This window comes from SAR324 cluster bacterium (genome assembly GCA_029245725.1).
Taxonomy (GTDB): Bacteria; SAR324; SAR324; order SAR324; family NAC60-12; genus JCVI-SCAAA005.
Genome location: JAQWOT010000334.1, coordinates 1 through 26,181, shown reverse-complemented (window position 1 = coordinate 26,181; position 26,181 = coordinate 1). Strand labels below are relative to the sequence as shown.

The 26,181-nt window shown below is 45.9% G+C and carries 22 protein-coding genes; 5 read left to right on the top strand and 17 right to left on the bottom strand.

The features are described 5' to 3' along the window. Positions 1-143: 143 nt before the first annotated feature. The 8 genes from P8O70_18190 to dxs all read right to left on the bottom strand — a co-directional run bounded on the left by P8O70_18190 (position 144) and on the right by dxs (position 9,870). Complete coding sequence (locus tag P8O70_18190; protein ID MDG2198769.1) at positions 144-1,082, bottom strand: glycosyl transferase; 939 nt, start codon at positions 1,080-1,082, stop codon at positions 144-146. After that, entirely contained in the window at positions 1,082-2,182 is a 1,101-nt protein-coding gene (locus tag P8O70_18185; protein ID MDG2198768.1) for a DegT/DnrJ/EryC1/StrS family aminotransferase, read from the bottom strand. The genes P8O70_18190 and P8O70_18185 overlap by 1 nt, the downstream gene beginning before the upstream one ends. After that, positions 2,182-3,174, bottom strand: a complete 993-nt coding sequence (locus P8O70_18180) for an NAD-dependent epimerase/dehydratase family protein (protein MDG2198767.1) — start codon at positions 3,172-3,174, stop codon at positions 2,182-2,184. The genes P8O70_18185 and P8O70_18180 overlap by 1 nt, the downstream gene beginning before the upstream one ends. Then, the gene (locus tag P8O70_18175) at positions 3,171-3,893 is read right to left on the bottom strand and encodes a class I SAM-dependent methyltransferase (protein ID MDG2198766.1); all 723 of its coding nucleotides are present in this window, start codon (positions 3,891-3,893) and stop codon (positions 3,171-3,173) included. Before P8O70_18175 ends, P8O70_18180 begins: the two co-directional genes overlap by 4 nt. Further along, positions 3,883-5,607, bottom strand: a complete 1,725-nt coding sequence (locus P8O70_18170) for a methyltransferase, TIGR04325 family (protein ID MDG2198765.1) — start codon at positions 5,605-5,607, stop codon at positions 3,883-3,885. The genes P8O70_18175 and P8O70_18170 overlap by 11 nt, the downstream gene beginning before the upstream one ends. Before the next feature lie 26 nt (positions 5,608-5,633). Further along, a complete protein-coding gene (locus P8O70_18165) occupies positions 5,634-6,338 on the bottom strand; it encodes an FkbM family methyltransferase (protein ID MDG2198764.1) in 705 nt (234 codons plus the stop codon). Between the two features lie 24 nt (positions 6,339-6,362). Further along, positions 6,363-7,721, bottom strand: coding sequence for a flippase (locus tag P8O70_18160; protein ID MDG2198763.1), 1,359 nt, complete (start codon positions 7,719-7,721; stop codon positions 6,363-6,365). 220 nt (positions 7,722-7,941) lie between these two features. Then, entirely contained in the window at positions 7,942-9,870 is a 1,929-nt protein-coding gene (gene dxs, locus P8O70_18155; GenBank protein ID MDG2198762.1) for a 1-deoxy-D-xylulose-5-phosphate synthase, read from the bottom strand. Between the two features lie 113 nt (positions 9,871-9,983). Here dxs and P8O70_18150 point away from each other — a divergent pair, with 113 nt between their 5' ends. Next, positions 9,984-12,383, top strand: coding sequence for a hypothetical protein (locus P8O70_18150; protein ID MDG2198761.1), 2,400 nt, complete (start codon positions 9,984-9,986; stop codon positions 12,381-12,383). A gap of 43 nt (positions 12,384-12,426) precedes the next feature. Here P8O70_18150 and P8O70_18145 read toward each other — a convergent pair whose 3' ends face one another. The 5 genes from P8O70_18145 to rpmH are packed head-to-tail and all read right to left on the bottom strand — an operon-like array spanning position 12,427 to position 16,686. Continuing rightward, a complete protein-coding gene (locus tag P8O70_18145) occupies positions 12,427-14,142 on the bottom strand; it encodes a BatA domain-containing protein (protein ID MDG2198760.1) in 1,716 nt (571 codons plus the stop codon). 12 nt (positions 14,143-14,154) lie between these two features. Continuing rightward, positions 14,155-15,873 carry a membrane protein insertase YidC gene (yidC, locus tag P8O70_18140; protein MDG2198759.1) on the bottom strand — a complete coding sequence of 573 codons (1,719 nt, stop codon included), beginning with the start codon at positions 15,871-15,873 and terminating at the stop codon, positions 14,155-14,157. Between the two features lie 17 nt (positions 15,874-15,890). Further along, a complete protein-coding gene (gene yidD / locus P8O70_18135) occupies positions 15,891-16,184 on the bottom strand; it encodes a membrane protein insertion efficiency factor YidD (GenBank protein MDG2198758.1) in 294 nt (97 codons plus the stop codon). 5 nt (positions 16,185-16,189) lie between these two features. Beyond that, on the bottom strand, positions 16,190-16,525 hold the full coding sequence (gene rnpA, locus P8O70_18130; GenBank protein ID MDG2198757.1) for a ribonuclease P protein component: 336 nt from the start codon (positions 16,523-16,525) through the stop codon (positions 16,190-16,192). Between the two features lie 26 nt (positions 16,526-16,551). Then, entirely contained in the window at positions 16,552-16,686 is a 135-nt protein-coding gene (gene rpmH / locus P8O70_18125) for a 50S ribosomal protein L34 (protein MDG2198756.1), read from the bottom strand. A gap of 216 nt (positions 16,687-16,902) precedes the next feature. Between rpmH and guaB the strand changes: the two genes are divergently transcribed. Next, complete coding sequence (gene guaB / locus P8O70_18120) at positions 16,903-18,378, top strand: IMP dehydrogenase (GenBank protein MDG2198755.1); 1,476 nt, start codon at positions 16,903-16,905, stop codon at positions 18,376-18,378. Between the two features lies 1 nt (position 18,379). Further along, a complete protein-coding gene (locus P8O70_18115; GenBank protein MDG2198754.1) occupies positions 18,380-19,429 on the top strand; it encodes a hypothetical protein in 1,050 nt (349 codons plus the stop codon). A gap of 114 nt (positions 19,430-19,543) precedes the next feature. On the opposite strand, the gene nth is transcribed toward P8O70_18115, so the two are convergent. From nth to P8O70_18100, 3 genes are read right to left on the bottom strand one after another with little or no spacing between them, the layout of a single operon-like run. Further along, entirely contained in the window at positions 19,544-20,188 is a 645-nt protein-coding gene (nth, locus tag P8O70_18110; GenBank protein MDG2198753.1) for an endonuclease III, read from the bottom strand. Continuing rightward, positions 20,175-21,593: an aspartate kinase gene (locus P8O70_18105; protein MDG2198752.1), complete on the bottom strand. Its 1,419-nt coding sequence runs from the start codon at positions 21,591-21,593 to the stop codon at positions 20,175-20,177. Before P8O70_18105 ends, nth begins: the two co-directional genes overlap by 14 nt. A gap of 57 nt (positions 21,594-21,650) precedes the next feature. Next, positions 21,651-22,679, bottom strand: coding sequence for a hypothetical protein (locus P8O70_18100; protein MDG2198751.1), 1,029 nt, complete (start codon positions 22,677-22,679; stop codon positions 21,651-21,653). Positions 22,680-22,818: 139 nt separating this feature from the next. Between P8O70_18100 and P8O70_18095 the strand changes: the two genes are divergently transcribed. After that, positions 22,819-23,703, top strand: a complete 885-nt coding sequence (locus tag P8O70_18095; protein MDG2198750.1) for a hypothetical protein — start codon at positions 22,819-22,821, stop codon at positions 23,701-23,703. A 2-nt stretch (positions 23,704-23,705) separates the two neighbouring features. Here P8O70_18095 and P8O70_18090 read toward each other — a convergent pair whose 3' ends face one another. After that, positions 23,706-25,523 (bottom strand): Hsp70 family protein, encoded by a 1,818-nt coding sequence (locus tag P8O70_18090; GenBank protein ID MDG2198749.1) that lies wholly within the window; start codon positions 25,521-25,523, stop codon positions 23,706-23,708. Positions 25,524-25,579: 56 nt separating this feature from the next. On the opposite strand from P8O70_18090, the gene P8O70_18085 reads away from it, so the two are divergent. After that, positions 25,580-25,714, top strand: coding sequence for a hypothetical protein (locus P8O70_18085; GenBank protein MDG2198748.1), 135 nt, complete (start codon positions 25,580-25,582; stop codon positions 25,712-25,714). Positions 25,715-26,181: the final 467 nt, after the last annotated feature.

Sequence of the window (26,181 nt, the reverse complement as noted above, 5' to 3'; positions counted from 1 at the left end):
AACCGTTTGAAATGGCAGGGAATGCCAGATATCTGATTTAAGTGGTTGGTAGAGAAGTTAAAGCATAAAGTATCTAAGATAATTCCTTTTAGTTAATATGTGAATAGCAGAAAATTAAATCAATTAAAATGAATCTAAATTTACTAGGGTAGTTTATTTTTAGAATAAATAACTATGTCTTTAATAGTCATGGTCTTTCTAAAAAAAAATCTTATTCTTCTCAACAAGAGCATTAATGATGACTCTGGTTTACCTTGAATCTGTTTAAAATTTAATTGTTTAATAATAGTCAATAATTCATTGATATAAGGTTGATAAATATGTTTCAATGTTACTTTTGGAACAATATAATCCTGAAACCAACGTATTCTGCTTTTTTCTATACGTAGCCCTTGAAAATGCCAAATAATTGCATCTGAATAAGGAAATCTAATTGCATTCCATGGTGCTTGAATCCACTCTTTATGCTGTAAAATATGGACTGTTTCAGTGAATTGAAATGCCCAGTCATCAAGATATTTTTGATCGCCAAACTTTCCTTCCTCAATCCTGTTATAACACCATTCCAAACACTTTTTTTCCCACCAATCTCGAACATGTTCACCACCGAGTCGATCAAAAATCATAAACTGAACACAATATTTTCCACAAGTTGCACTTTTGTCATATTCTGGAGCATAAGCATGTTCAGTGATCAAAACTTTCTTTAAAGATCTGTTAAATTCGTTAAAAATAGGAGATGGATCTTGCAAAAACCATAAGTCAGCATCCAAATAAGTCACCCTTTTAATGCTAGGGTCAGCTGAAAACACAAATCGTGGAGCAAACGGTGTTAGAGTCCAACAATATTCACCAATACTACGATCTTTTTTGACTTCAAGAAGCTCAGTAGTTTCCCACTCTGAAAGTCTAAGCATTCTCAAGAAAGGGAGATTCTTTTGGTGAAGTGAAAAGTATGTCTGCTCATCTACACACAGCACCCAAAGTGTAAAATTGGGGACTTTTCTCACCATTGAGTGATAAAGAGCCAATCCTTGAGGTAAAAAGAGACTGTTGAATAGAGTGACGAAATGTTCCATCATCAAACTTGAAAGCGGTTTACCGCATTAATGACAACCTCTATATCATCATCATTCATTTGTGGGTGACAAGGAATCGATAAGCAGGTTTCAGCATGAGTCTCACTTGAGACCAAACCCGCTGGATCCCGTTTTAAGCTTTGGCTGGAACGCTGAAGATGAATAGGGATGGGGTAATGAATGAGGGTCTGGATTTTTGATTGCTGGAGGTGTTCGATCAACTGGTCACGCCAAGGGCATGTTAATACGAAAAGATGATAGACATGCGCTGATTGTTCTTGGGGTTTTGCTAAGTGCTGAATTAGCGGATTCTTGATTTCTTCAAAATATCTTTGAGCGATTTGTCTTCGACGATCGTTGAATTTTTCTAACCACTTCAATCTCTCAGAGAGTAAAGCCGCCTGAATCTCGTCAAGCCGGCTGTTCATCCCTATCTCTGGGTGGTGGTAGCGGGTACTCTGACCATAATTTCGTAATTGCTTCGCTTTCTCAGCTAGATTTTCATCATCGGTAATAACCGCTCCCCCATCTCCAAGTCCACCTAGGTTCTTGGTGGGGTAAAAGCTATAGGCACCAGCCTTACCGAAACTTCCGGCAACTCGTCCATGCCATGTTGCTAAATGTGACTGCGCACAATCCTCAATCAAATAAATATCTTCCGACTCGCAAAACTGTAACCAAGCATCCATATCCCGCACTTGGCCATAGAGATGTACAAGAATGATGGCTTTTGTTTTTGGCGAAATACAACGCACAACACTGTCTCGATCCAGCAAAGCTGTCTCTGGGTCAATATCCGCTAATACAGGAATCGCACCGGCCCGCATGATTCCAAGAAATGTTGCGAAAGCGGTCATTGGGGTAGTGATTACTTCATCTCCTGGCCCTATCTGCAAAGAACGTAAGATGATCTCAATGGCATCCATACCATTGCCCACACCGACCGTATGCGAAACACCGCACACCTCAGCCCAGCCTCGTTCAAACGCTTCGACCTCACGGCCAAGTACATACCACCCTGAATCAATTACTCTCGAAACCGCTGCCAGCATCTCTTCTTTGAGGAATTTTGACTCCGCCTTGAAATCATTCATCAAAATCATTACGTCTCATCCCAATAGACAGATTTATGCCTGCTGTAATATTCAATAGTGTTCAACAGCCCCTTTTGCAGATTCACCTGTGGTAGCCAATCCAGTTCCATAGAAATCAAAGAAAAGTCACTGTAATAATCACCTATATCAATCACTTTACGCTCTTCTGGGAAAGGCACCAGTTCATAACTGCCGCCAAAACCAAGGCTGACTATTTTCTCAGCCAGCGCTTTCAAACCAATAACTTCTTGACTTCCCAAGTTATAGACTTTGCCTTTCGCTTGCCCACTTGCTCCAGCTAGTAACAAGGCATTAACACAATCATCGACGTAATTAAAATCTCGCAACTGCTCTCCATCCCCAAACACTTTGATCGGCATTCCTTCTAGCAACTGGCGCACCCAGATACCCAAAAAAGTCTGCCGTGCATCCTTAACTCTCATTCCGGGACCATAGGTGTTCGTAAGGCGTAACGCGCACGCGCGGATACCATATACATTGTTATAAAGCAGGTGATACCGCTCCCCAGCAAGCTTGTTGATCCCGTTTACATCAACAGGACGAATCGGATGCTTTTCATCAACGGGCAGATAATCCGGCTTGCCATATAACTGCCGCGTACTTGCAAAAACAATTTTGATCTCTGGATTATTTAGTCGGCAGGCTTCAAGAATCGAAAGCTGCGCCGATGCATTGATATCTAAATCTGTCTGTGGATTCGTCATCGAGTCGATATGGCTTGTCTGCCCAGCAAGATTGAAAAGAAAATCTTTACCTTGCACTAGGTGCTTCATCGCATGAGGGTCACGTACGTCACAGATATTCACATGAACCATTTCGCGGATGCTCTCAATATTGAAGAGATTGCCACCGTATTGGGGAATCAAACTATCCACTATGGTCACACGCGCTCTTTGGGCGACCAAAGCTCTGGCTAGGTTTGAGCCAATGAAGCCCAACCCGCCAGTGATTAGCACTTTTTTGTTGTGATACGCGTTCATGTTGTTTTTTCTACTAAGACAACATGATCCAAAAATAAATCAGGATTTTTTGGAAAAATGTATCGAGCTACTAATCCGGTCAAATTTACTAGTCCCATTACAAAAAGAGTAAACAGCAGTCTGATGTGCGTGTTCCACTGTTCGGAGATCTTATAGAGATAGGCATTTGTTAGTTGAAACAGAGTGGACACATCTGCACCTAATTTTTCTTGCTTGAGAATCCTGAAACCGTTTCTTTCAAGTAGCACTTTCAGACCAAAACTTGAGTAGCGTGCATAATCATATGGCTGCTCATGCTCGTCCCATATGAAAGGAACAGTCAGCACCATCTTTGCGCCTGGCTTCATTACTCGGCTGATCTCTCCCAGAAATTCATTAGGATTGAAGACATGTTCAAGCACTTGGTTACATAAGACAGCATCAAATTCTTGGGCGGGGAAAGGAAATATGTTTCCATCATAGAAATAATCCGCAATCCCGCGCTTGCGTGAACTCTCACTAGCGATATCCAACCCCACGTACTCATCAACTACGAATAATGATCTGTAAGGTTTTGTACCACAGCCAACATCGAGTAATCTTCCATTGAGTGATTTCGAGTAGCGCTTCATGGCATTCGCAAGACCAAGTCTGGCGAAATAAAAAGGGTTGATAAAAACACCCAGCCAACTAGGAAAGAAAGACTCTTTCCTCATGAGTGCTTGGACTTTAGTTTTCATGGTAATTGCGTCTCAGTACCAAACCAGAAAAAGAAAAACTTCCGCTGGCAAACGGAACAAGGTCCTCAGGTGAAAGTTTTTCAGTCACAAGGCTGAATGTCTTAGATAAATGACTGATAAATTTTTTCTTGGAAAAAACCCATAAAGGATAACTCGCGGGATAAATTGCCTCAGCAACTTGTTGCACAGCGATTAAATCTTCTTCACCGTTATAAAATGAAGTCCGGTCGATCAAAATAATATCTACGCCACTTCGAACCAACTCGTTCAAAATAGCATAAGGTTTTTCCAAATACTGCAAAACGCTGGAAAGTAACACGACATTGAGCTTTTCTGCCGCAACACATTCCACAATCGTTGAATAAAACACCAATTGTTCATCTTGAATAAACTGCCGCCCTGCCTCAACGAAATGTGGTTGCTCGACAACCGACCAACGTACATTCTGCAGACCACCCAAGAATTTCTGGTTTTGGTAGTAACTGCTTCCTAGCGAGCCACCAAAATCCAAAACGCTCAACCGTCCATGATTTCGTGCTGCTGCCCACATCAGCCCTGCTGTTACTGGCCAGGAATATTGAATCTCATCAAAAAGAACTGAATCACGTTCGAACACAGCCTCACCGCGCTTAACTTTAAGCGTTGCTGCAAGAACCTTCTCCAAGATTTTTTCACTAGCGTACCCACTGGAACAATCCGCCGCTTCATCCCAAGATGCAAAAGGGCCTTCAAAGGTAATCCCTCTTCCTAACCGTGGAAGACGTCGCAACTGCCGCGCGATGGCGGGTGGCAACCAATCTTTTGCAAAGGTAGCCAGTTGCTGGCGAGCAGTAACTGGCAGTAGGTGCGCCAATATCCGCCGCAGTGGTGGGCGCTTCATCCGAAAAAAATGTTCAATCACTTTTTTTGCAACTTCAGATTCTTCAGCACCGACTTCATCCAAACGAATCGGCGTGGCTGACAAATCGGCATCGAGGTCAGCACTCGTACCACAATGCGTACCTGTATTGTCATTGCCAATGTTGTGAACAAGACTACGTCCTGGGTAGAGTGTGAACTTATTAGCTAGGAAAGCTGATGCATGCCAGCGCACTGCCCAGGAGTTATTCAGCCCTTTTATTTGCCTTTCCAGCATTGCAGAGTAGGAATATGCCCCATTGAAATCAAAGGCTTTCAACAGACCTCTCTGCTTTAACTCATCAAGCAGAAACTGACCGTCTGGATTAAATATCTCCCAACCGCGCCGCCAGGTCGCCCATCCCCAACAGTCGGCTCCACGTAAGAAAAAAGCTTCAGGGAGAGGTTTTTTAACCGGATAAACATAGCCATGGATGCTAATCACGCTGTCTTTGTCTGCGAAGAGATCAAGTCCCTCATTCATGTATTTGAGAAAATGAGGCGAGGTCACGAGATCATCTTCCATCACAATCACTCGCTCATGATTTTTCAGGACTTCAGTGACTCCCTTGATGATCGACTTGGCTAAGCCAAAATTGTGCGTACGGTGATGGATGGTGAGCGAACGAAAACCATTAATTTTAGAGATATAATCCCGAACTTGTTTTACGGCCGTATCGTGCTTCAGCGTCTTTGCAGCATCAGAAAATATAACTAAATCAGTATGAACAGACTCAGGATTCCTTTTTAGTGCTTCAATTGTTTGATAGGTATGATCTGGGCGAGAGTAGACGAATAAAGCGATAGGAGCTTTCATCAGTTAAATAAAGAAAGAATTTATTTTTATGTCGATTCTCTAAAAATCACTGTATGAATACATTTAGCGTATAAAAAATAACCAACATTTTTCATGAATTTCCCAATCTGGCTTTGCTCAATCTCATGTAAGCTGCTATCCAAAATTTCTGTAAGTACATATTTTGGCCTATATTTAGACCAGTCATTAGAGATTAAAACTTCATAATCTAATCCTTCTACATCGATTGACATAAAGTCGATGATTTGCTTTTCTGGAAGTTGATGATCTAAAATCACAGACAATGGTAATATTTCCACTTTGACAATTTTATTTATCCGATAAGAAGAATTCTCATTATTTCGTTCTTGTGATACTTCTTTAGAAAAGCCATTTAAAGCAGGTTCATTAAAAATATAGTAATCAAGCTTTCCGTTAAAAGAACCTATGCCGTACTCTAAATTTATATCTCTTGGTCTTAGTTTTTCAAAATTTTTCATTGAACCTGGCATAGCATCTATGTTGATACCTCTCCAACCACGTCTGTAGAAAAAGTAAGTGTTAGAAAATCGTTTTGGATGATGTGCTCCAACGTCAACATAAAAACCAACTGGTTGTTGCTCAAAAATTCTGTATAAGATTCGATCCTCTCCCTCCTGTGACCAAGAATAATTCGCCCAAGGATCCCAAGTAAAAAAAGAAAGAATTCTCTTGATTAAATTTATGATAATTCGTGGAATATATTTTTTCAAAATATAGCTTTTAATATATTATATTTATAAGGAATTTTTTAATATTCTTATCCTATAAATTACTTTTAGTAAGTTGAAGGATTCTATCTTCATAAAAAAAATAAACCTTGTTTCTTTCTGGAATAAATCTGAAATTACAGTAGCAATAGCGTAAGATATAATGGTCGCTGTTGCTGCTCCAACTGCTTGGAATTGAGGAATAAATAAAAAGTTAAGTATAACATTTGCTAATGCTCCAATTGTTGTTCGCTGAAAACTTAAAATCTGTCTGTTTTCTGCGATAAACCACTTGCTACTAGCGACTCCTAAAAACACAAAAATTGATGCCCAAATGTGTATAGAGAGTATGGAGCTGGCATCAAGATATGTTTCACCAAACAGAATTTTTATGACTGATTCAGATAGAAATGTCATAGGCAAAGCAATACCTATCGAGAGCCATAGCATTAGATCGAAGAGATGCTGCAATTTTCTGTAGTATTGCTCTTCACTACTATTTCTTGCTTTAAGGATTGCAGGGAAAACGGATGCAACTATCATTGTTGGAATAAAGTACCATACCTCGCTAATTCGTACTGCAGCGCTATAAATGCCTACGGCTTCGTCTCCCACCATCTGCCCGAGCATGATCTGGTCGATCTTCATGTATACCACTACAGCTATACTGGATAGCAGCAGTGGCCAGCTGTCCTTCAGAAGAATCTTCGCACGTGCTAAAGATACGCACAATTGCCTTAGCCTTGGTCCGTGTAGTCCAAGCATGATGCTTAGCATTATCGCGGCGATCGAGGCTTCGCCTAGCGTTGTCCAAGCGAAGGCGATCAACGGTGTACCGTTGAGAATGAGTAGTACTTTGATTCCTGCAAAAATAAGGAAGCTGCCGTTCTGCACCCATACAGTATATTTTGAGATGACCTGTGATTCAAACCAATAGACGGCAATTTCACTAGCTTTGAACAGCATTGTTGAACCGAGGATAGCGACTAGAATTTTGGCTAACTGATCCTCTGGTCTAATCCAAAAAATAGTGATTAGAATGAGACAATAAGTCAGGACTCCTCCGAGGAAGAGCAGCGCAGCGGTGGTCCCTAAAGTTTCAAGCTTTGTGTCTGGTTTTCGAACAAGGTCTCGGACAACAATTTCAGGTAAACCTAGTGTAGATACTGCACCAAACAGCCAGGTGAACGCTATGGCAAAACTTAGTAAACCAAACTGTTCAGGCCCCAGATAGCGGGCTATCCAAACACCAATGAGTAGGCCAAGACCCATTCGCAAAATCTTATCAAAAAAAAGCCATCCAATATTTTCAAGAATTTTGGAAAACTGAGGATGTTGAGCAATATATCCCTGCAGAGATTGAGGAATAAATTTTAGCGGATTCATTGATCGTTGAAATTAGGCCAGAAAAAGCCACTAGGTAGGGTTTGCGATTTTTGAACTGTTTGATACAGATTCATCATTCGCTGGAATGGGAGTTAAAAGATCAGAGATATTATTAGGTCCATTAACGTCACTAGGCGATAAGAAATTGATTCACTTGATGCAATTTGGTATCCCTAATATTTTTTCTAATCGAGTTGTCGTTAGTCAAATTTAAAATCTCTTATGAGACCTTTACATTTCTGAATTTCTTGGATTTTAATTGTATTTCCCTCAGACGCCCCGTAATGCTTCCAACAATCTTCGTCACACTCAATCCTGCTTCTTCCCGTTGTTGCTCTGGACTGCCTTGGGAAATATAGCGATCTGGTAATCCGATTGTCTGCACTGGAACGACAGTTCCTGATTGTTGCAGGGATTCCAGTACTGCACTACCAAATCCTCCAGCAATTACATTTTCTTCAAGAGTGACGATTAATTGACGGCTTCGGGCAAACTTTTGGAGAAGCTCTTCGTCAAGAGGTTTGACAAAGCGAGCGTTGATCACTGCGACGCTGAGGCCCTGTTCCTCGAGGATTTCAGCGACAGCGATTGCAGTCTCGACCATGACACCCACTGCAAAGAGTGCTACGTCTGACCCCTCCTGAATGACCTTCCCTTTGCCCAACTGAATTGGTTCTGTGGCGTTTTCATCACAGATGGCAGTGTTGCCTCTTGGGTAGCGCATGGCTAGCGGTCCCTCATGTTCGTACGCAAACTGAGTCATGAGTCTCAACTCGGAGCCATCAGCCGGGACCATCACTACCATGTTTGGAATCATTCGGAGGTATGTGAGGTCAAAGCAGCCGTGGTGAGTTGGACCATCAACTCCAACGAGTCCTGCACGGTCTAGGGCGAAGCGAACAGGTAGTTTCTGAATCGCTACGTCATGAATGATGTGATCCAAGGCTCTTTGCAGAAACGTTGAGTAGATAGCCACGAAAGGTTTGCTGCCTTCTGCGGCTAAGCCTGCGGCACATGTGACTGCATGCCCTTCCGCAATACCAACATCCAGTACTCGCTCTGGGTATTTTTCATGAAGGCCAATGATGCCGGTTCCGCTCATCATTGCCGCACTCAATGCCACCACTTGGGAGTCGGCTTCCATCAAATCTCCCAACTTCTCAGCAAATACCTTGGAGTAGCTTTTTTGCTTGATTCCACTACTTGATTTCTTGACGAAGTTTCCTGTTTCTGGTTCAAAAGGACTCACGCCATGGTAAGTGAAGGCGTCTTCTTCTGCAAAAGAATAGCCCTTGCCCTTCTGTGTCAGTGCATGGATGACAATCGGTCCATCCAGATCTTTCACATGGGTGAGTAACTCGACCAACTCTCCGACACTGTGGCCATCGATTGGTCCAAAATAGCGCCAGCCCAATTGCTCAAAGAGCATTCCTGGCAAGAGGAAGGTCTTGAGTGATGTGTTGATTTTTTGCAGAGCATGCTGGAGTGGTTCGGAGAAAGGAACCCTTGAGGCCCATTCTCGGGTTTCGTCACGAAGCCAATTGTAGGAAGGCGAAGAAATGACTCGTGTGATCATTTTGGAGAGTGCACCAACATTTGGATCAATGCTCATGCCGTTGTCATTGACAATCAGGATCATGTTCTTGCCGGCGAAGCCATTGTGGTTCAATGCTTCGAAGGCTAGCCCTCCGGTCATTGCACCATCCCCAATGACCGCAATCACATAGTGGGCCTGCTGTTGCAAGTCCCTACTGAACGCCATTCCCAGCGCAGCCGAGATCGATGTGGAGGCATGCCCAGCCCCAAAGTGGTCGTAGGAGCTCTCGTCACGACTCAAGAATTTCTTGATGCCACCATATTGAGCCAGTGTGCCAAATTGTTCATTGCGTCCACTGAGCAACTTGTGAGCATAAGCTTGGTGTCCCACATCCCAGACCACTCGGTCTCGACGAAAATCAAATACTTTGAAGAGTGCTACGGCAATCTCCACAGCCCCAAGAGAAGAGGCTAGGTGTCCGCCCTTTTGGCTGGTGACCTCAATGATTCGTTGCCGACAGTCTTCTGATAGTTGCTCTAATTCTTGAGTACTGAGAGTTTGAATGTCGTGGGGTTTTGCGATAGCGTCGAGAATCCAAGATCGATTTTGCATGATTCGTTCGCTGCCTCTGCCAGTTTATTTGGTTCGTGGAGCATAGAAGCCCAGTTGAAAGAGCGGTAATCGGTCGAACTTATTTGCTTCCCCCCAGTTGAAACAGGTGCGCTTTGTCTAGTGAACAAGTAGCCGCAAGCCTTCGTCAGAAGCAGTCTTCGCTGAAAACCCAGCGTAGTAGCAGTGTTCCCCAACTTCGGCGCTCGCAGCAGGAAACTCAGGAAATTCAGCAGTTCATCAAAACGATTTTCACTAAGGAAAATCTCTGGTTCATCCGCCAAGAAGATCAGAAAAATATTGTAGCGACCCTACAGGAAATTAATCAATTGAATTCTGAGTTGACACAGAAGTGTCGCTCAAACGAGATTTTCCAAAGGCAAGCGACGTTATTCATGGGTATGAGTGAGCGCATCATTCATCTCTGCCATTGTGTTCATCTCTGCCTAGAGTACGGTTTCTATCTGACAGAACCCAAGGGATTGCGGATCGTAGATGCTGTCCAAATTGCTTGGCAAGGAGTGCAGGCTTTGGGGAAAGCTGCGGAACAGCAACGCTGGCCCCTGCTGCCAGAAGAAATTCGTATGTCATCTGAGCAGCAACAGTTTGTTCGGGAGCAGATCAAATCCTTCGAACCACTTGCACAGAAACTTCTCACCTCCCCACAATTCAAGGATCTCAACTACCGTCTGCAGGCCGCTGAACTACAGATCATCTATCTCTTTTTCAATCATGTTCAGAAACTGCTAACGGTTCAGGATCAAATTCTTTGGGCCTTTCTCAAGCAGCCTCAGATCAAGGAGCCAGAGCGCACCCTTGATACAGTTTATAAGCGCCTCGAACATATTCAAACACGCATTGATCAATATCATTCCAGTGTCCAACAAATCCCTGTCGAACAACGCGAAGAACTGGAGCAAATTTGTGTTGATCTGACGCTAAAGTTGCAGGATCTCCACGTTCCACTGGAACCATTTCGTTTTGTGGACAAGCACCTCAAACAACTTCAGCAGAGCTTCAAGGAATCACCAGGTAATGGTCCACAACTCCTGAAAGAGTTCAGAGAAAAATGCATCTCTGACATGAAATTCATCCACTTTGTCTCCACCAATTTAAACACGGTTGGGCAGACATTGCGACAGGTACAGAGCATCCTCTTCAACCTCTCTCTGGCGTTTGGGAAGGTCTACGATTCCTGCCGACCACACACGGTCTCCGCACTGTTTCTCGCTAGGGCCCTGAAAGCAGTCAGTGGATTATTAGAAAGAGGAGACCGGATTGCCCACTCTACAGAGAAGGTAACCTGGCAACTACAGACCTCCATGGAAGGCCGAAGGTTGTTTCATCTTCAGGTCGAGGAGGGCATCCTGAGTGCGTTGCGCCTGATGCGTGATGGTCGAGACACGATGGGTAGCTATGCCCGGCAGCTCAATAAAGCAATTGAGCGTTTGGATGCTGAGCCGGAGATGCCTTCTCTACAAGTCTATCAAATTCTCAATCAGGCCTACGATGAGCGAGACGCTCTCTCTGGAGCGGCCTTTTCTCTGGGTAATGTCTACGAACTCTTCCAGTCGATTGTGACCAGCCTACAACAAGCAGGAAGTTTCTTTCCTAAAGGATTTGGCTCTGCAGAAAGTGATGCAGCAGGAGAAGTCAAGGAGATGCAGCGCATCTATGCCGGTAGAGCAACAAGTCTTCAGCAGCACCTGCAAGATAGCTGGCGTGGCGGTAACGATCTGGTATGGATGATTGAACAGTTGTTGGATCCACAACAACAACAATATCAGATATTTGCTAGGGAGATGAAGGAAATCATGGAGCCGGTTCAATTACGCCTGGCCACCTTGGCAGCCAAAGCACCTGTGACTGAGACAGAGGCACCAACATCCGTGAAAAAGGCCCAACTAAAAGCGGATCCAAGTCAGCCTAGTGCTTCGAAGATGATCAGCAAGCTTGGACAGTCTCGGGAAGAAAATCGTGGCCGATTTGAACCGTATGAGTCGGATGTGATGGGCATACTGAAGCGCAATATCCTCACCTTACGTTCGAGGCAGGCCAGAATGATCCTAGAAGTCTTGGAAAAAGCTCATACCTTCAGTGGCTATGTGGAACGAGTTGGTCGAGATTTTGATCCGGAGGAACCAGCGTCAGAAAGCAGGATGATGGACACCCTGTTAAACGATGCGGACACGCTCTGGGAGTTCCTCAAGGGAGTTGCTGAAGCAAAAGTGCTGGCTTATGGTTTCTTCAACGCAAGTGGAGTAGAACTTGAGTACAGTGAAGATCGAGGTGATTTCATTGTGCCAAGAGATAAGCAGCGTCATTTGCAATTTTCAGATGGTCTGTTTGTGCCCCCAAAAGAGCTGATGACGCGTTTTCTGGATGTAGTACTCGGGCGAAAAGGGAATTATCATATTTCTCAGGCTGTTCCCAAGCATATGGTCCAGGATATGGAAAGCATCTTCCTACTGCCCGCCAGCGAACAGGATGTCATTCGTAATGTGTTCCCCGAGTAAAATTTAAAGTCTCTACGGTCTTACATGAAAAGTGGGAGGCCAATCAGGTTGGCGATGCCTCTGGTCTCAAGAGTCGTTTCAATACCCAAAGCACTTCCAATAACAACAGTAGCAAAAGCAACCAACGCAGCCAGTCCTGTAGAGTGTCACTAGCCGCCTGCTGACGATCTATAAATGCTGCCTGGTCAGTGAAAAAACTCTGCATCTGCTCCAGTTCCTCTTCAGTCATTAACTCTGGCAGACTCTCTTGTTCAGCCAAGTTGACTGCGAAAGCCAGTGTAAGATTATCGTCCTTCAGTTCGTAGTGCCCTGGCCATCGCCATCCGGGTGTGACCCCTGAAACCTGTTGCCCTACCTTTAAGCTTCCCAACTGACGCCTCGGGTGTTCTTGCCAGAGATAACTCAGCCAGTCACGAAGCTGGTCTACGAAGCTTTGCTGTTGGTAGAGAGGCCCCCAAGTATTTGAGACGCCAGTGTCCAATAGCCACAGTTGTTGAGCGGTCGCTTGATGCAGGCCCGGTATGGATTGTTCAATCAACCACTCAGGCCCGAGGTCAGCTTTGCTCCAGTCAAGAGCGAGTTGCTCTTTGGGTAACAGGCTATGATTGTCTGCTGCCAAGTTGCTCCAGTCTGCTGGACGAGTTGGTACGAACAGACGGATCGGCGTTTCGGGGTAGATATCTTCAAATCTTCTTGGATCATCAGCCAACAGAATTACAAGATCAGGGTTTGCCGCCTTCAGAGTTTCTGGATTGCTGAATAGGAAAGAGAAGAAGTCATTGGCATTCAGTGCTGACTTCAGAGGGTGCAGCCCGTACCGATAAAGTGCAGAAACTCCCTCAGTACTTAGTAACCCCACCCGCAGATCATCTCCTCGCGACGATTGAAAGTAATAGTGATTGTCATAGTCAGGATCTGGAAGCTGAGGTTCAATCAGTATTTGTAAAGGTGCGTGATGCTCGTATTCAGGACTTAGTGCTAGTCGCTGAGGCTCTGGTGTACCTTTCCAACTGATGACAGACTCGTGCAGCTTTTGAGATCTTTGCTCTACAGTGATGCGCACCTCTGTAGATTGTGGCTGTTCCCCAAAGAGTTCTACCTCAAGAACTGCGCTTAGCTTCCCTTCTGTTTTTACACGAAGCTGCCGTAATCCCAAATTAGGTGTGGATTGTAGCCCTTGTGGTCTTTCAAAACGCCATTCAATGGGTAGCGCAACGGGAGTATAAGGCCAGTATTGGGAACGCTGAAAATCAGACACCAAGTTGATAATCAGTCGACGATCGCGTTCCGTTTCTGGTCGCGATTGCATGATGGCTTGTCCGATCTCTCCTAGATTAGGTGTGCCAGCAAAAAAACTTCCCTGAAACTTGGTTTGTACTGGGGTTTCTGCTGGAGGAGGAAATAATTCTGAAAGCAGAAGCGGTTGTATTCCCGTCGGTAGATTGGACTGTAGCAAAGGCTGGGTCGTCAGGCTAGCACTGTCATCAACGACCCATAGTTCCAATGGAGGAGGTTCCTCCAGCCAGTAAGGGTGAGCTAGCAAAAGTACAGCAAGTAGTACCAAGAGACTGCGCAGAAGTTTGATCCAAAAATCTTCACGAGAAAATCTAAGCTGCTGTCTCAGTGTTTCTGGCGGCAGCAGGAAAAAAGCAGAGAAAGGCTGAGGTTGGCGAGTCCGTGGCTTTAGCAGCGGCCAAAACCAAGGCAGAATGGCTGCTGGGAGAGCCAGCAGCCATAAAGGAGTGAGGAATTGAAGCATGCCGAAGGCCTGCTAGTCCTGAAGTTCTGGAGTCTTGATTCGGTTAAGAAGTTGCTGTTGCGCAATGGAAAGCAAGTTACTGGTCAACCAGTAGAGTGTCAGTCCAGCAGGGAAAGTGAAAGTAAAAATGGTGAACACCAGTGGGAGGTACTGCATGATCTTCGCTTGCATGGGGTCCATCGTAGCAGCTGTGGGAGTTAGTTTTTGTTGGAAGTAGAGGCTCACTCCCATCAGAATTGGTGTGATTCCAAGGCCATCAGGAGCGGACATGTCCGAGAGCCAGAGCATGAAGGGCGCATGACGCAGTTCAACAGCACCAGAGAGAGCACTGTAGAGAGCGATGAACACAGGAATTTGCAGAAGTAGCGGCAAGCATCCCCCCAGTGGGTTGACTTTGTTTTTGCGGTACAATTCCATCATCTCTTGGTTCAATTTCTCTCTATTGTCTTTATACTTCTCTTGGATTTTTTTCATTCGTGGCGCCAGCTGCTGCATCCGCTTCATCCCCTTCATCCCCTTATAGGTTAGCGGGAACAGCAGTAACCGAACGATGATGGTCAGGATGATAATGGCGATGCCATAGTTGCCAACGTAGCCAAAAATCCAGTGCAATAGCGTCAGTAGTGGTGCTGCCAGGGTTTCCAAGAACATTGCATTTGATTCACGCAGATTGTGACCAAATTTCAGCATTTCGTCTTCTAATTTTGGCCCAAAGTAGGCACGAAAATTTGATTCAATCTGTCGACCTGGCTGTAGGCTCACCAAAGGTAAGCGTGCCCCAAAGTACGGGCGCAGCATAGACCGTTGATCCACTAGAGCGGCAGCAGAACGGAAGTAGGCGAAACGGATTGGTGATTCAGCTCGAACTGCATTCAGGAAGAACTGATCTTCCACCCCAAACCACTCAGCGTTTGCCACTTGAAATTCTTGTTGGACATCGCTGTTGCTTTCAGTATCCATACTATCTTCAACAAAGTATACTGGCCCGATGTGGGCCCCTTGTTGTTGATAGTCATCGTTCTGAACTCGGCCTTCTCCAAAGACGTGGCGAATCCGCAAGGACTTTGCTTCCTGAGAGCGGTTAATCACCTGTACCCGATAGCCTATCTGGAAGGAATCAGCGAAGAACTCGAAGATCTTGATCAGCTGCAGTCCGTCAACAACAGGAGAAACGAATTGTAGGGAGGCTGTACCTTCATCAAGTCGCAAATCTCCTTGTGATTCAGAGAAAACGTTACGTTGGAGTCGGGCAGAAAGCTGGGGATCGTCTTCCAACTCGACAGCAAATTGATGCACATTGTCGAGGTCGTTGGCGAACATGTTCACCTTGTTGTCCTCTGTGACTATTTCTTCGTTACTAGCCCCTAAAAACGATGTGAGATAGGGAAACCATGTGCTGAGAGTCAGCCGTCCCTTGTTGTGCTGATACTCCTGAAGCAACAGGCTTTCGGCAACTGCGCCCCTAGTATTGAAGGTCAATCGGTAATGCGGAGTTTCAACAACAACTTGTTTGGCGGGTTGGCTTTCATCTACACTTGGTAAGCTAGCACTCAGTGGAGAAGCAGAGTTTTCAGAAACAGCTGATTCTTTCTCGTCTACCACTACAGTGGGAGACGTGTCAGTGGCGGTGGGTACGGTCGTCGAAGTTGGTGGTGGTGGCGGAAAGAGGAACTGCCAGCCAATCAGCACAGCAGCCGACAGAGCGATTGCTAGAAGGGTTTGTTTCTCCATAGTGATTTCAGGCCGGATCAGAGGTTTAAAGATTTAGTGGATTCGGTGTGCTTATCAGGAACAGGGTCGTATCCTCCAGGATGAAGAGGATGACAGCAAAGAATTCTTCGAAGCGCCAGCCACCCACCTTTGACACAACCATGCTGTTGAAGAGCTTCCAGTGCATAGTTGGAACAGCTTGGGTAGAAGCGGCATGATCTTGGTAAAAGCGGAGACAGACAATATTGGTAAAGCTTGATGCAGGCTATCAGTCCTCGGGACAGTAATCTTGAGGATGATGACGCAGGATAGGATGCAGAGGGGACGTCCATACTGGTTAGTCTTCAGCAGTCTGGGCGTTAAGGAATTGGAAAGCTTGGTGAACCGCACTCTCAATGTAAGTCTGCTCCACGGGACGTTGTGGTTTTTTAGTGATCATGAAGCAGACATCAACAGGCTGGCAGATTTGGTATCGGTGCTGGCGAATTGCTTCTCGAAGCAAGCGTTTCAGTCGATTTCGCAAAGGTGCGTGTCCTACACGCTTACTCACCGTGACAAGAAAGCGGCTTTCCGAACCGGAACTAGCAAGGTACTTGATGCTGATCAGTCCTAATCCTCGGTAGTTCCCATGCTGAAAGATTCGGGCCACCTCACTCCGACCACAAAGGCGCACCCGCTTCGGATAACGCCTTGAAGTCACTAAGCAGACAGTCGCTTGCGTCCCTTGGCTCGTCGTCGCTTGATGATGGCTTGACCATTTTTAGTCGCCATCCGTGCGCGGAAGCCATGCTTCATTTTGCGCCGACGATTGTTGGGTTGGTAGGTTCGCTTCATCTGCGCAACTCACTAAGGGTAGAAGAATGTAAAACAAAGATTAATATCGAGTTCATGATTTTTTGACAAGTTTTTTTCCTACTCTTGGTGAGGTGAGATTGTGTGTTAAACTGGAAATTTGATTGAGTTCTGTGGTTTGTTGTGCGAAATTAAACAAATTTTCTTGCCCCATAGATGCTGGCTGGCACCTCTGGCTGTGCTGTAAAAAGGAAACTTATGCTGCAGGATCGCATTACGGAAGGCTTGACCTTCGATGACGTTCTTCTTGTACCCGCCTACTCAGACATCTTACCCCACGAAATCTCTGTTCAAACTCGGCTGACCCGACACTTGGATTGCAATATTCCTCTGCTGAGTGCGGCAATGGACACTGTTACAGAACACAAAGTGGCCATCAGTATGGCGCAGGAGGGTGGCCTTGGGGTGATCCATAAAAATATGAGTGTGGAGGAGCAAGCTGCTCAGGTTGACCGAGTCAAACGATCAGAGAGTGGGATGATTTCCGATCCGATCACAGTTGAGCCTGAACAACCACTGAAAGATGCATTACAGTTGATGGAGCGTTATCGCATCTCTGGAGTTCCTGTAACTCGTGGCAGGGAGTTGGTTGGTATTCTGACAAATCGAGATCTACGTTTTGAGACCAATTTGGATCAAAAAGTGGGCTCTGTGATGACCAGTGGGCGGGATCGGCTGGTCACGGTTTCTCCAGGAATTGATCTCGAGGAAGCAAAAACTCTGTTGCATGCCCATCGCATCGAGAAGTTACTCGTTGTCTCAGAAGGCTATGATCTGCTTGGTTTGATCACGATCAAGGACATTGAAAAATCCCGCAAATATCCAAATGCTAACAAAGATGATCGAGGACGTCTAAGGGTTGCTGCTGCTGTGAGTACAAGTCGAGATCTGATGGAACGTGTGGTGGCATTGATCAGCAAAGGGGTTGATCTTGTTGTGCTGGATACAGCACATGGTCATTCTAGTAAGGTCCTACAAAGCATCCGAGAGCTTCGTGAAACTTTTCCAGAACTGGAAATTGTTGCGGGAAATATTGCTACTGCCTCTGGTTGTGAAGCGCTGATCAAGGCAGGAGTCGATGCTGTCAAAATAGGAATTGGACCAGGCTCGATTTGTACAACGAGAGTGGTTGCTGGTATTGGTGTGCCCCAGATTACAGCGATTAGTGAGTCAGCGAGCGTGGCGAGTCGTTACGGGATTCCTGTAATTGCCGATGGAGGAATCAAGTACTCTGGTGATATTGTGAAAGCTCTGGCGGCCGGTGCAGACTCCGTAATGATCGGCAGCTTATTTGCTGGGACAGCAGAAACCCCAGGTCAAGTGATTCTTTATCAGGGTCGTCGATACAAGCTGTATCGTGGAATGGGATCAATGGGTGCGATGAAGGAAGGTAGTAAAGACCGCTATTTCCAGAACAATATTGAAGAATCAAAACTAGTACCAGAAGGGATTGAAGGCCGAGTGCCATTTAAAGGGTCACTGACAGAAATGGTCTATCAGTTTGTAGGAGGATTACGTTCTGGAATGGGATACACTGGCTGTCGAAATATTACGGAGCTGCAAGAACAGGCACAATTCGTCCGAATCACTTCGGCTGGACTACGGGAGAGCCATGTTCATGATGTCCTCATCACGGAAGAGGCTCCAAATTATCCAATTTCTCAGGTGGAGTGACGTGCGACAATTCTGGAAAGGCCCATTACTGCTGTTATTGAGTCTACCCCTGCTGGGATGCTCGTTCGCTTACGATCAGGGAGTACGACTGGAAGCAGAAGAACGTTGGGAAGAAGCTTCGATCTCCTACAGAGAGGCCGTTGTCGCCAATCCTGATAATTCGATCTATCACGAAGCCCTCCAACGAGTGAACCGTCAGGCTGCTCAGGAAAACCTTCAGCGCTATCGGGAGTACTTGGCTGCTGGGGAAGGAGTGAAAGCCTTTGCTCGTTTGCAGGCTGTTCGTCAGCAGGATCCTGACTTGGCAGAGGCTGCCGAAGAAGAAAAGCTATGGTCACATGTCCTGCTCAGCGGTCGGGTACGGTTTGAGTTTGAACAGCTTCAGACAAATGTGAGGCTCGCTGATGAAATGCAGTTGCAAATTCGTTTCAATACCCCTGCTGGCAAAACAATCTCAGCACCGATTTCAAGTGAGAGTGGGATCTTTTTTGTAGAAGATTTGACCTATCGTCAAAATCCTCAAATCTTTGCTCAATATTCAGTGCAATCCATTGGGCTACAACTGGTACGAAGTGAGCCTTCTGGTCTCTCTCGTCGAGAATATCAAAAGTTCATTGATTTTCGAGAAATTCAACCATTGCGAGTCCAAGGAAAGCTTGATTTTCCGACAACCATGGTGCCATCAAGATACTTGATTTCTGATCGTTCTCGAGTGCTGCTGCGTCAACAAAATCCACAAGAATGGAGCCCACCTCGATTGGTCCAGTATGAACTCCTTCTGCAGGGAGACCGAATCGCAGTGCGTAGTACGGATCAACGACGAGAATTTGCTGCGGATATATTGTATTGGAATCTGGAGGATCAGCGAGCGCTACTGGATTTTGGAGTGTATGACCTACGCTTCCAAAAAGAGAATCGTAACTGGACGATTCGCAGGCAGGACTATCAAGAATCAACTGATGATTATCTTCTGGAACTTGCTGACAATCTAGCCCTCAGTTCCTATTTTTTCTACAGTGGGATTGCCTATCCTTTCGTTGCTCAGCCCTGATTAATAACATCTTCTGCTTCTTGAGTTAGTCCCTGAAGTTTGAAATAGCAATGTTCTGACTCAGCAAAAACCGCAGATCGTTTTTTTAGATTTCAGAACAGATCTTGGTTCAAGTCAGCTCACCTTCTCAATTTCCTTGCCTGGAAAAGAACATTTATTAAGCACGGGACACTGTCCACAAAGAGGCTTTCGTGCTTTGCATGTGTAGCGGCCCTGCAAAATTAGGTAGTGGTGTGCATCCTTACGCCAATTTGGAGGAACATTACGAGCCAGTTTGCGCTCGACTTCTTCCACAGTTTTTCCACGCGCCAATCCCGTGCGGTTAGAAACTCGGAAGACGTGAGTGTCCACAGCAATCACAGGATGACCGAAGGCCGTGTTCAAAAGGACATTCGCAGTTTTGCGTCCTACACCGGGCAAGGATTGCAGAGCTTCAGAGTCTTCGGGAATTTCTCCTTGATGCTGTTCGCAAAGCTGTTGGGCAGTTTTAACAATGTTTTTGGCTTTAGTGGGAGCAAGACCGATAGTCTTGATATGAGTCAGCACTTCTTCTGGTGCAGCCTGAGCAAGTTTTTGTGGAGTAGGATAACTGCCAAAGAGAGAGGGAGTGACTTTGTTGACCGCTGCATCTGTTGTTTGTGCACTGAGGATGATAGCGATTAGAAGTTCGAAGGTGTTGGCATGTTGTAATTCTGTGATAGGTTCTGGAATCGCTTTGCTGAGATTCTGAAAGAACTGCTCACGCTCAGCTGCTCGCATTGGTCCCCGTATTTGATTCCAAAAAGGTCTGGTGAATGATGCGCAATGCTTCTGGAGCATCCTCTTGCCGGATTACGCAGGAGATGTTGATCTCAGAAGCGCCTTGGGTGATCATCTCCAAGTTGATTTGTTGCTGGGCCAGCGCCATAAACATCCGTCCTGCAGTACCTGTAGCGTAGTGCATTCCCTCTCCCACTAAACTCAGTATTGCTCGGTCACGAATCAGGGTCACATCTGCGAATTCCGCCATGTTGTGAATCAGGGACTGAATATTATCCAAGCGGTCAACCGTACAGGAGATGTTGACTTCTGATGTTGAAATCAGGTCAATCACGACTCGATGCTTCTTGAATAGCTCAAATACCTGCGCCATAAAGCCGGTCGAATTCAGCATTCGGTTTGAGTGAATGTTGAGGATGCTGACATGGTGTTTGGTTGTGACTGCCACAGCTGTTTGATTCGGCTGTCTTCTTTGTTCGGTCAACTTGCCAGGGACAATGATGGTGCCGGGTTTCTCTGGGTGAAAGGTGTTTTTGATTCGAATTGGCACGTTGGCCTTGATGGCACACTCCATGGTAAAGGGATGTAGTACTTCAGAGCCAAAATACGTCAGTTCGGCAGCTTCAGCTGGTGTAATTTCTGTTATTACAGAGGCTGTAGGAACCTTGCGAGGGTCTGCGGAATAAATTCCATCAACTTCTTTCCAGACCTGTAATTCATCGGCTTTGATCTCTGCGGCGATCAGGGCAGCAGTTAGGTCGGTGTATCCTCTACCGACACGGTCAATGATTCCTCCAGGAACAAAGCCAAAAAATCCTGTGATCACCGCAATCCGCCCTGTCTCCTGAGGCAAGCACTGTCTAAATTGATGCTGTAGGTAAGGAAAGAGTGCACGTCCTTCGGGGGCGGGCTCGCCTTCTGGAAGGGCTTCAGACAAATCAACGTATTCAGCATCAATTCCCAAGTCTTGAAGCACGCCACTTAACAATCGCGCAGAGAGACGCTCTCCAGTACCAACAATCAGGTCTTGGCTACGTGGTGAAATCTCTCGAATCACATGAATTGCTTCCAGAAAGGACTTCAGCGAACGCAATTCTCGATGAACAAATTCTCGTAGTTGTTCCTGAATTTCTGGATTGCGAACAGCCTTGCTGAAAGCCTCGTTGTGGCTTTCCTCTACAAGGTCAATTATTCGATAGAAGGGCCCTCCACTGAGTGCTAAATTTCCAGCTTCCAGCAGCCTACTAGTGGTCCCTTCTGCCTTGTTATAGCTGCTCATCGCCGAAACGACAGCGGTGACTCGATGGTGTTGTTTTAGATGGTCTACTATGATTTGAGCGACCCCTTTCATGCGCTCGGCTTTGCCAAGGCTGGTGCCACCAAATTTTTGGACGAAATGGCTCATTACACTGGATTCTAGTCGAAGATAGAGGGAGAGATGGCTTGTTGGGGTTGGCGATGATTAGTGTAGTCGTTGCCGAGCAAAACGGACAGCAATATTGAAGTATTGTATGGCCCTCTGCTGAAACGCTTCGCGTTCTTCTTTCGACCAAGCCATTGCGGTGCGCATCTCACAATTGGTAACACCCAGTCTTAGCGCGGCATACATTTGATAGACAGGGAGCAAGGGTCTCATGTCGGTACGATCCCGAGAACTACGTAGGTACCGATCCAGAAAACTACTATTCAACTCTTCTTCTTGTTGGCGCAACAACTCTACAGAGAATGTCGCCACATCGTTGGCAGCATCTAGAATTGCATATTTTTTCTGAGCTTCCTGAGGGCTTAGAAATATTACAGTCTGGCCCTTAATGTGGATGTGATCAGGCAGCAGTGCACCATGTCCCTCAACAATTCGGTGCTTGCGAACTCTGCGCTGAAAAAGCCGATTTTGCTCATCGAAAAATTTGTCCAGTGGATGACGAATCATATCCCGAATAGGTTGGGTAAATGACTCATCCAAGTGACGTTTCATCTGGTAAAGCATATCTTCGCACAGCGAACGCAGTACATCTGCCCGTCCTCGTTCGTGTGCGGTCTTGTCGTTTGCAGGGAAATCTGAGTGTACTTGAGCAAGTTTGCGGGCGATTCGTCCAACAGCAATCAGTGAGAGTTTTTTCTGATCCAGCAGATGACTCACAAGGTTGCGCTCGCTCAGCGCAGTTGTTTTGAGAGCGTAGTCTACAGCTATGGCCCCGGCTTCATTTTTGTAGCTGAAACTTTTCCCATTCTGATAAACAGGAAGTACTTCGGCCTCTAATTCTTCTCCATTGAGTCGATGTAGTAATTTGGCTTCCTCTTGGCAAAAAGCCTGTTTAACCGCTAAACTTGTGTGTTCACTATCAGCCTTCTTGATCTTGTAGAAGTGATCACCAGCTTTGAATAGATAAGAAGAGACTGTCTCTTGAAAGCGGATCTTACTGACAGAATCGAGGTAGGCATCTTTTTTCCGTAAGGCTGTGACGAGTGGGGGATTTGAATTTGTAGGCATAGCACTTTTGGATGTAAACGGGACAGAATATGGATGTGATAAATTCCCGGAAACCAACCTGACTTGACAAAATTAAAGCAAATTTATCTTTACAGCATTGTAAATCAAAAACTAACACAAACCAGAAATATACGAAACCATGATGGAAAACTTGCAGCAGCACCCTGCAAACGTGAATTTTGCTGGCGAAATACCCCTTGCGGACTTATTGCCACATGTCTTTTCTTTAGATGGGCTCCGTGATCGCAAGGGTCGTCGCCGGATCAGCCTGGTTCAAGATGAGCGTCTGCGTGAGCGTCTTTGTGAACACTGGAAGCAACAAAAGGAGATGCCCTTTGGGGGATTGTTGGAGATGGCTCGGACCCCATTTTGGGCTTGGCAACCTGCGATGCCTGGTATTCGAGGGACCAAGCGACCGTTCACTTTGGCTCATTGTGTTGCTCTGGATTTGCCATTGGAATTGATCCAGAGTCTGTTAAAACGCGCCGTACAGGTGGGACAGATTTTGGAGGAGCGCAAAGCATGTTGGGATCATACCAGTCAATTGCTATTGCTGCACCTCAGCAATTTGAGAGAGTACAATTTCAATCAGCGCAAGCTGTTCAACGATCATGGACAGATTCAGGCGAGTCTATTCTACACCAAGTGTGAGGCGATACACGAACTGATGCTGCGGGATTTTTCTTTCCTGGAGAGCCTTGTCCTTTATGGTAATTTACTTGAAGACCTATGCCATCGAGTAAGCCTGCATTTCGCTGGGTTGTCTTCTGAGCCTGGTGAGACGAATGTGGATCAGGTTGAGCAGTTTATTGATATTCGTCAGACAGAATACTTAAGTCTCTGTGATCGTGTTTTGCTCCAACCTGAACACACAATTCTACGTCAGTTCCTACGTAAGCATTTTGCTGGAGATTTGTTTCAGCAATTTGCCTTGGTCAAACTCCGTACGGATTTGCTTCACTTTGTTGAGATCCAACCATTGGATCTGGCAAATCCCTTGGAGGATTCTCTCACACTGACCTAACATTATTCGTTGCGTAGGTTGAATTCTAGTTTCCATTGTTGAGATCCATCGGTCTTCTCACACCATAGCTCCAGAGCACCTACTTCTGTCAGTAATGTGCGCAACTGTACTGGAACAACCTGTGATCCAGTGGCATCTTCCATTTCCAGACAGACTTCCAAACTGGCTAATTCTTCTAGCTCTTCTTCAGCATTTTCTACAAGATCTCCAGCTTCGTCTTTGCGCTCCCGGCTGATGAAGAAGCGGAACTGAGCAGTTTCGCCAACCAACAAACCGAATTCCATTCCTGGTAGGTGGACCTCACTGCCTTCCTCCATTCCAGATGGTGCGACGCAGAGCCCATTCATGAAAGGAGGCATTCCTGGGATGGCTGGCATCGTCGATTCAACACCAATGTAGTAAGAGAAAGTGTTGGCGCTACGAATACGAAGGCCTAGGCCTCTCTGTACACTACCGTAGTAGGCGGCCCCTTGAGCAACCGCAAGATCTGGGTCGCTCAACTCCAGTAGTTTTAGGTTGGATTGTTCGATGGTCTCTAACCAACCATTGAGAGTTTCAACGATTCGATCTCTGAACAGAGGAGCCTTCGTAGCGCCCCCATTAAACAGGATTGCAGAGGGTACAAGAAACTCTTGCTTCAGGATATTTTCAGGTAACTCTTCATCACCAATTCTCTTTCTGCTTTCATGAAGAAACTGGGCTAGGTGTCTAAGGATTCGAGAATCCTGAGCGTAGTTCAAACCAAGTGTACGTAATCCTGTGCGCTGAGTATGCTGGGTTGGCCTGTCTTCCACACCGCATGTTGAAAAAAATCCTTCCAACAAAGCTTCTTCCAGTTCCTGGCGAGTTAGTTCACAAGAAATGGTTCCCCCCACAAGACGGCTTCCACGACCCGGTACCACCACACTAACACTGTCCAATTCAGCATCCAGCAGCAGTTGTTCTTTTGCCTTACGACATGAATGTGCCAAACCAAAAAACTGCCATTGCTGTAATTGACGTCCTTCCTCCTGCATTTTTAGTTGCAGGGTCCGAGCGAGGGTCAAATCCATATTGTCGCCACCCAACAGGATGTGATCTCCGACAGCAATGCGTTCAAGCTGGAGGGAGCCTTCTTCTTGACGGACAAGAATCAGGCTAAAATCAGTGGTGCCTCCTCCGATATCGCAGACAAGAATCAAGTCACCAATGTTGACTTGCTCTCGCCAATTTTCTCCGTTCTCTGCAAGCCAGGCATAAAAAGCTGAAATGGGTTCTTCCAGCAGGGTGATCGTTGAAAATCCTGCAGCTGTGGCAGCCTGAAGTGTCAGTTCCCTGGCGACCACATCGAAAGACGCTGGAACAGTGATTGTAACCTGTTGATCAGATATCAATTCCTGCAGGTGACTTTCATCCCAGGCCTCTCGCAGGTGCTGTAGATAGGCTGTTGCTGCATCAACTGCAGAAATTTTGGCCAGATCTTCTGGTGCATAGAGCGGTAGAATGGCTTGTTTTTGACCTTCTTGGTGACAAAGCCAGGACTTGGCAGAACTGATCAGACGTTGGGGAGTTTTCTCTCCCAGCACTCGAGCTCCCATTCCAACCAAATGTTCGTTGGCTGTTTCCCATTGTAAGTGCCCTAGTAAGCTGGAGGACTCTTCTTCCAAAGGGCAGTACAGAAAAGAAGGGAGTGTCGGAAGCTCATCAAGCAAATTCCGATCGATCAATTGGGGAATGGAGAGAATCTGGCTCCCTTCAGCTTCTTCATGATGAATGAAAGCCAGGGCGCTGTTGGTTGTGCCTAGATCAATGCCAATACTGAAAGGACTATCTGGGTTCATAGCTCTATTCAATCTGCGGGAATGGAATACGAACAGGAGCGAAAGAAATTTGACTCATGGATTCTAAAGAATTTGCAGAAAAACCGAAACGTGAAATTCCAGATGTGGTCAATTGTTCGGCAAAGAGTGTCAGATGGGCAAGCGAAAGAAGGCTAGATTGGGACTTGGGAGATTTTTATGAAAAGGAATAAAACTAATCGAAACAGTATTTAAGAACAAATATTAAAGAACTTTCAGAAAAAGGGAACGTTCTTGCATATTGTCAAACGTGGGCCTAGGTGAGAAATGGATGAATCACCTGGGTGCTCTCACTTTTGGTGATTCAATCTTCGTGAAATAATGCCCCCCATTATTTCAGGCGAATGGAAGCGCCTCATGAGACCTGGGCTCACCCCCGTCTTATGTCTTGCTGCAAGATGCAGACCTCTCCCCAGAAATAATTCTATACCAGTATTGAATCCGACTTTTTCTTAGGGCACGGTGCTGCCATCTTAGCCGGGCTTTGCGATAAAACCCGTTCGCTCAGATGACACCACGTTCGCGTAGGATATGCTTGATGTATTGAGAAAGCGGGCGACCATTTGCAGCTTCCTCAAGACTCTCACGTTCGGCAGGCTTCATAGAAACGAGGATTTTGGCAGAGTTTTTTTCGTCCTCG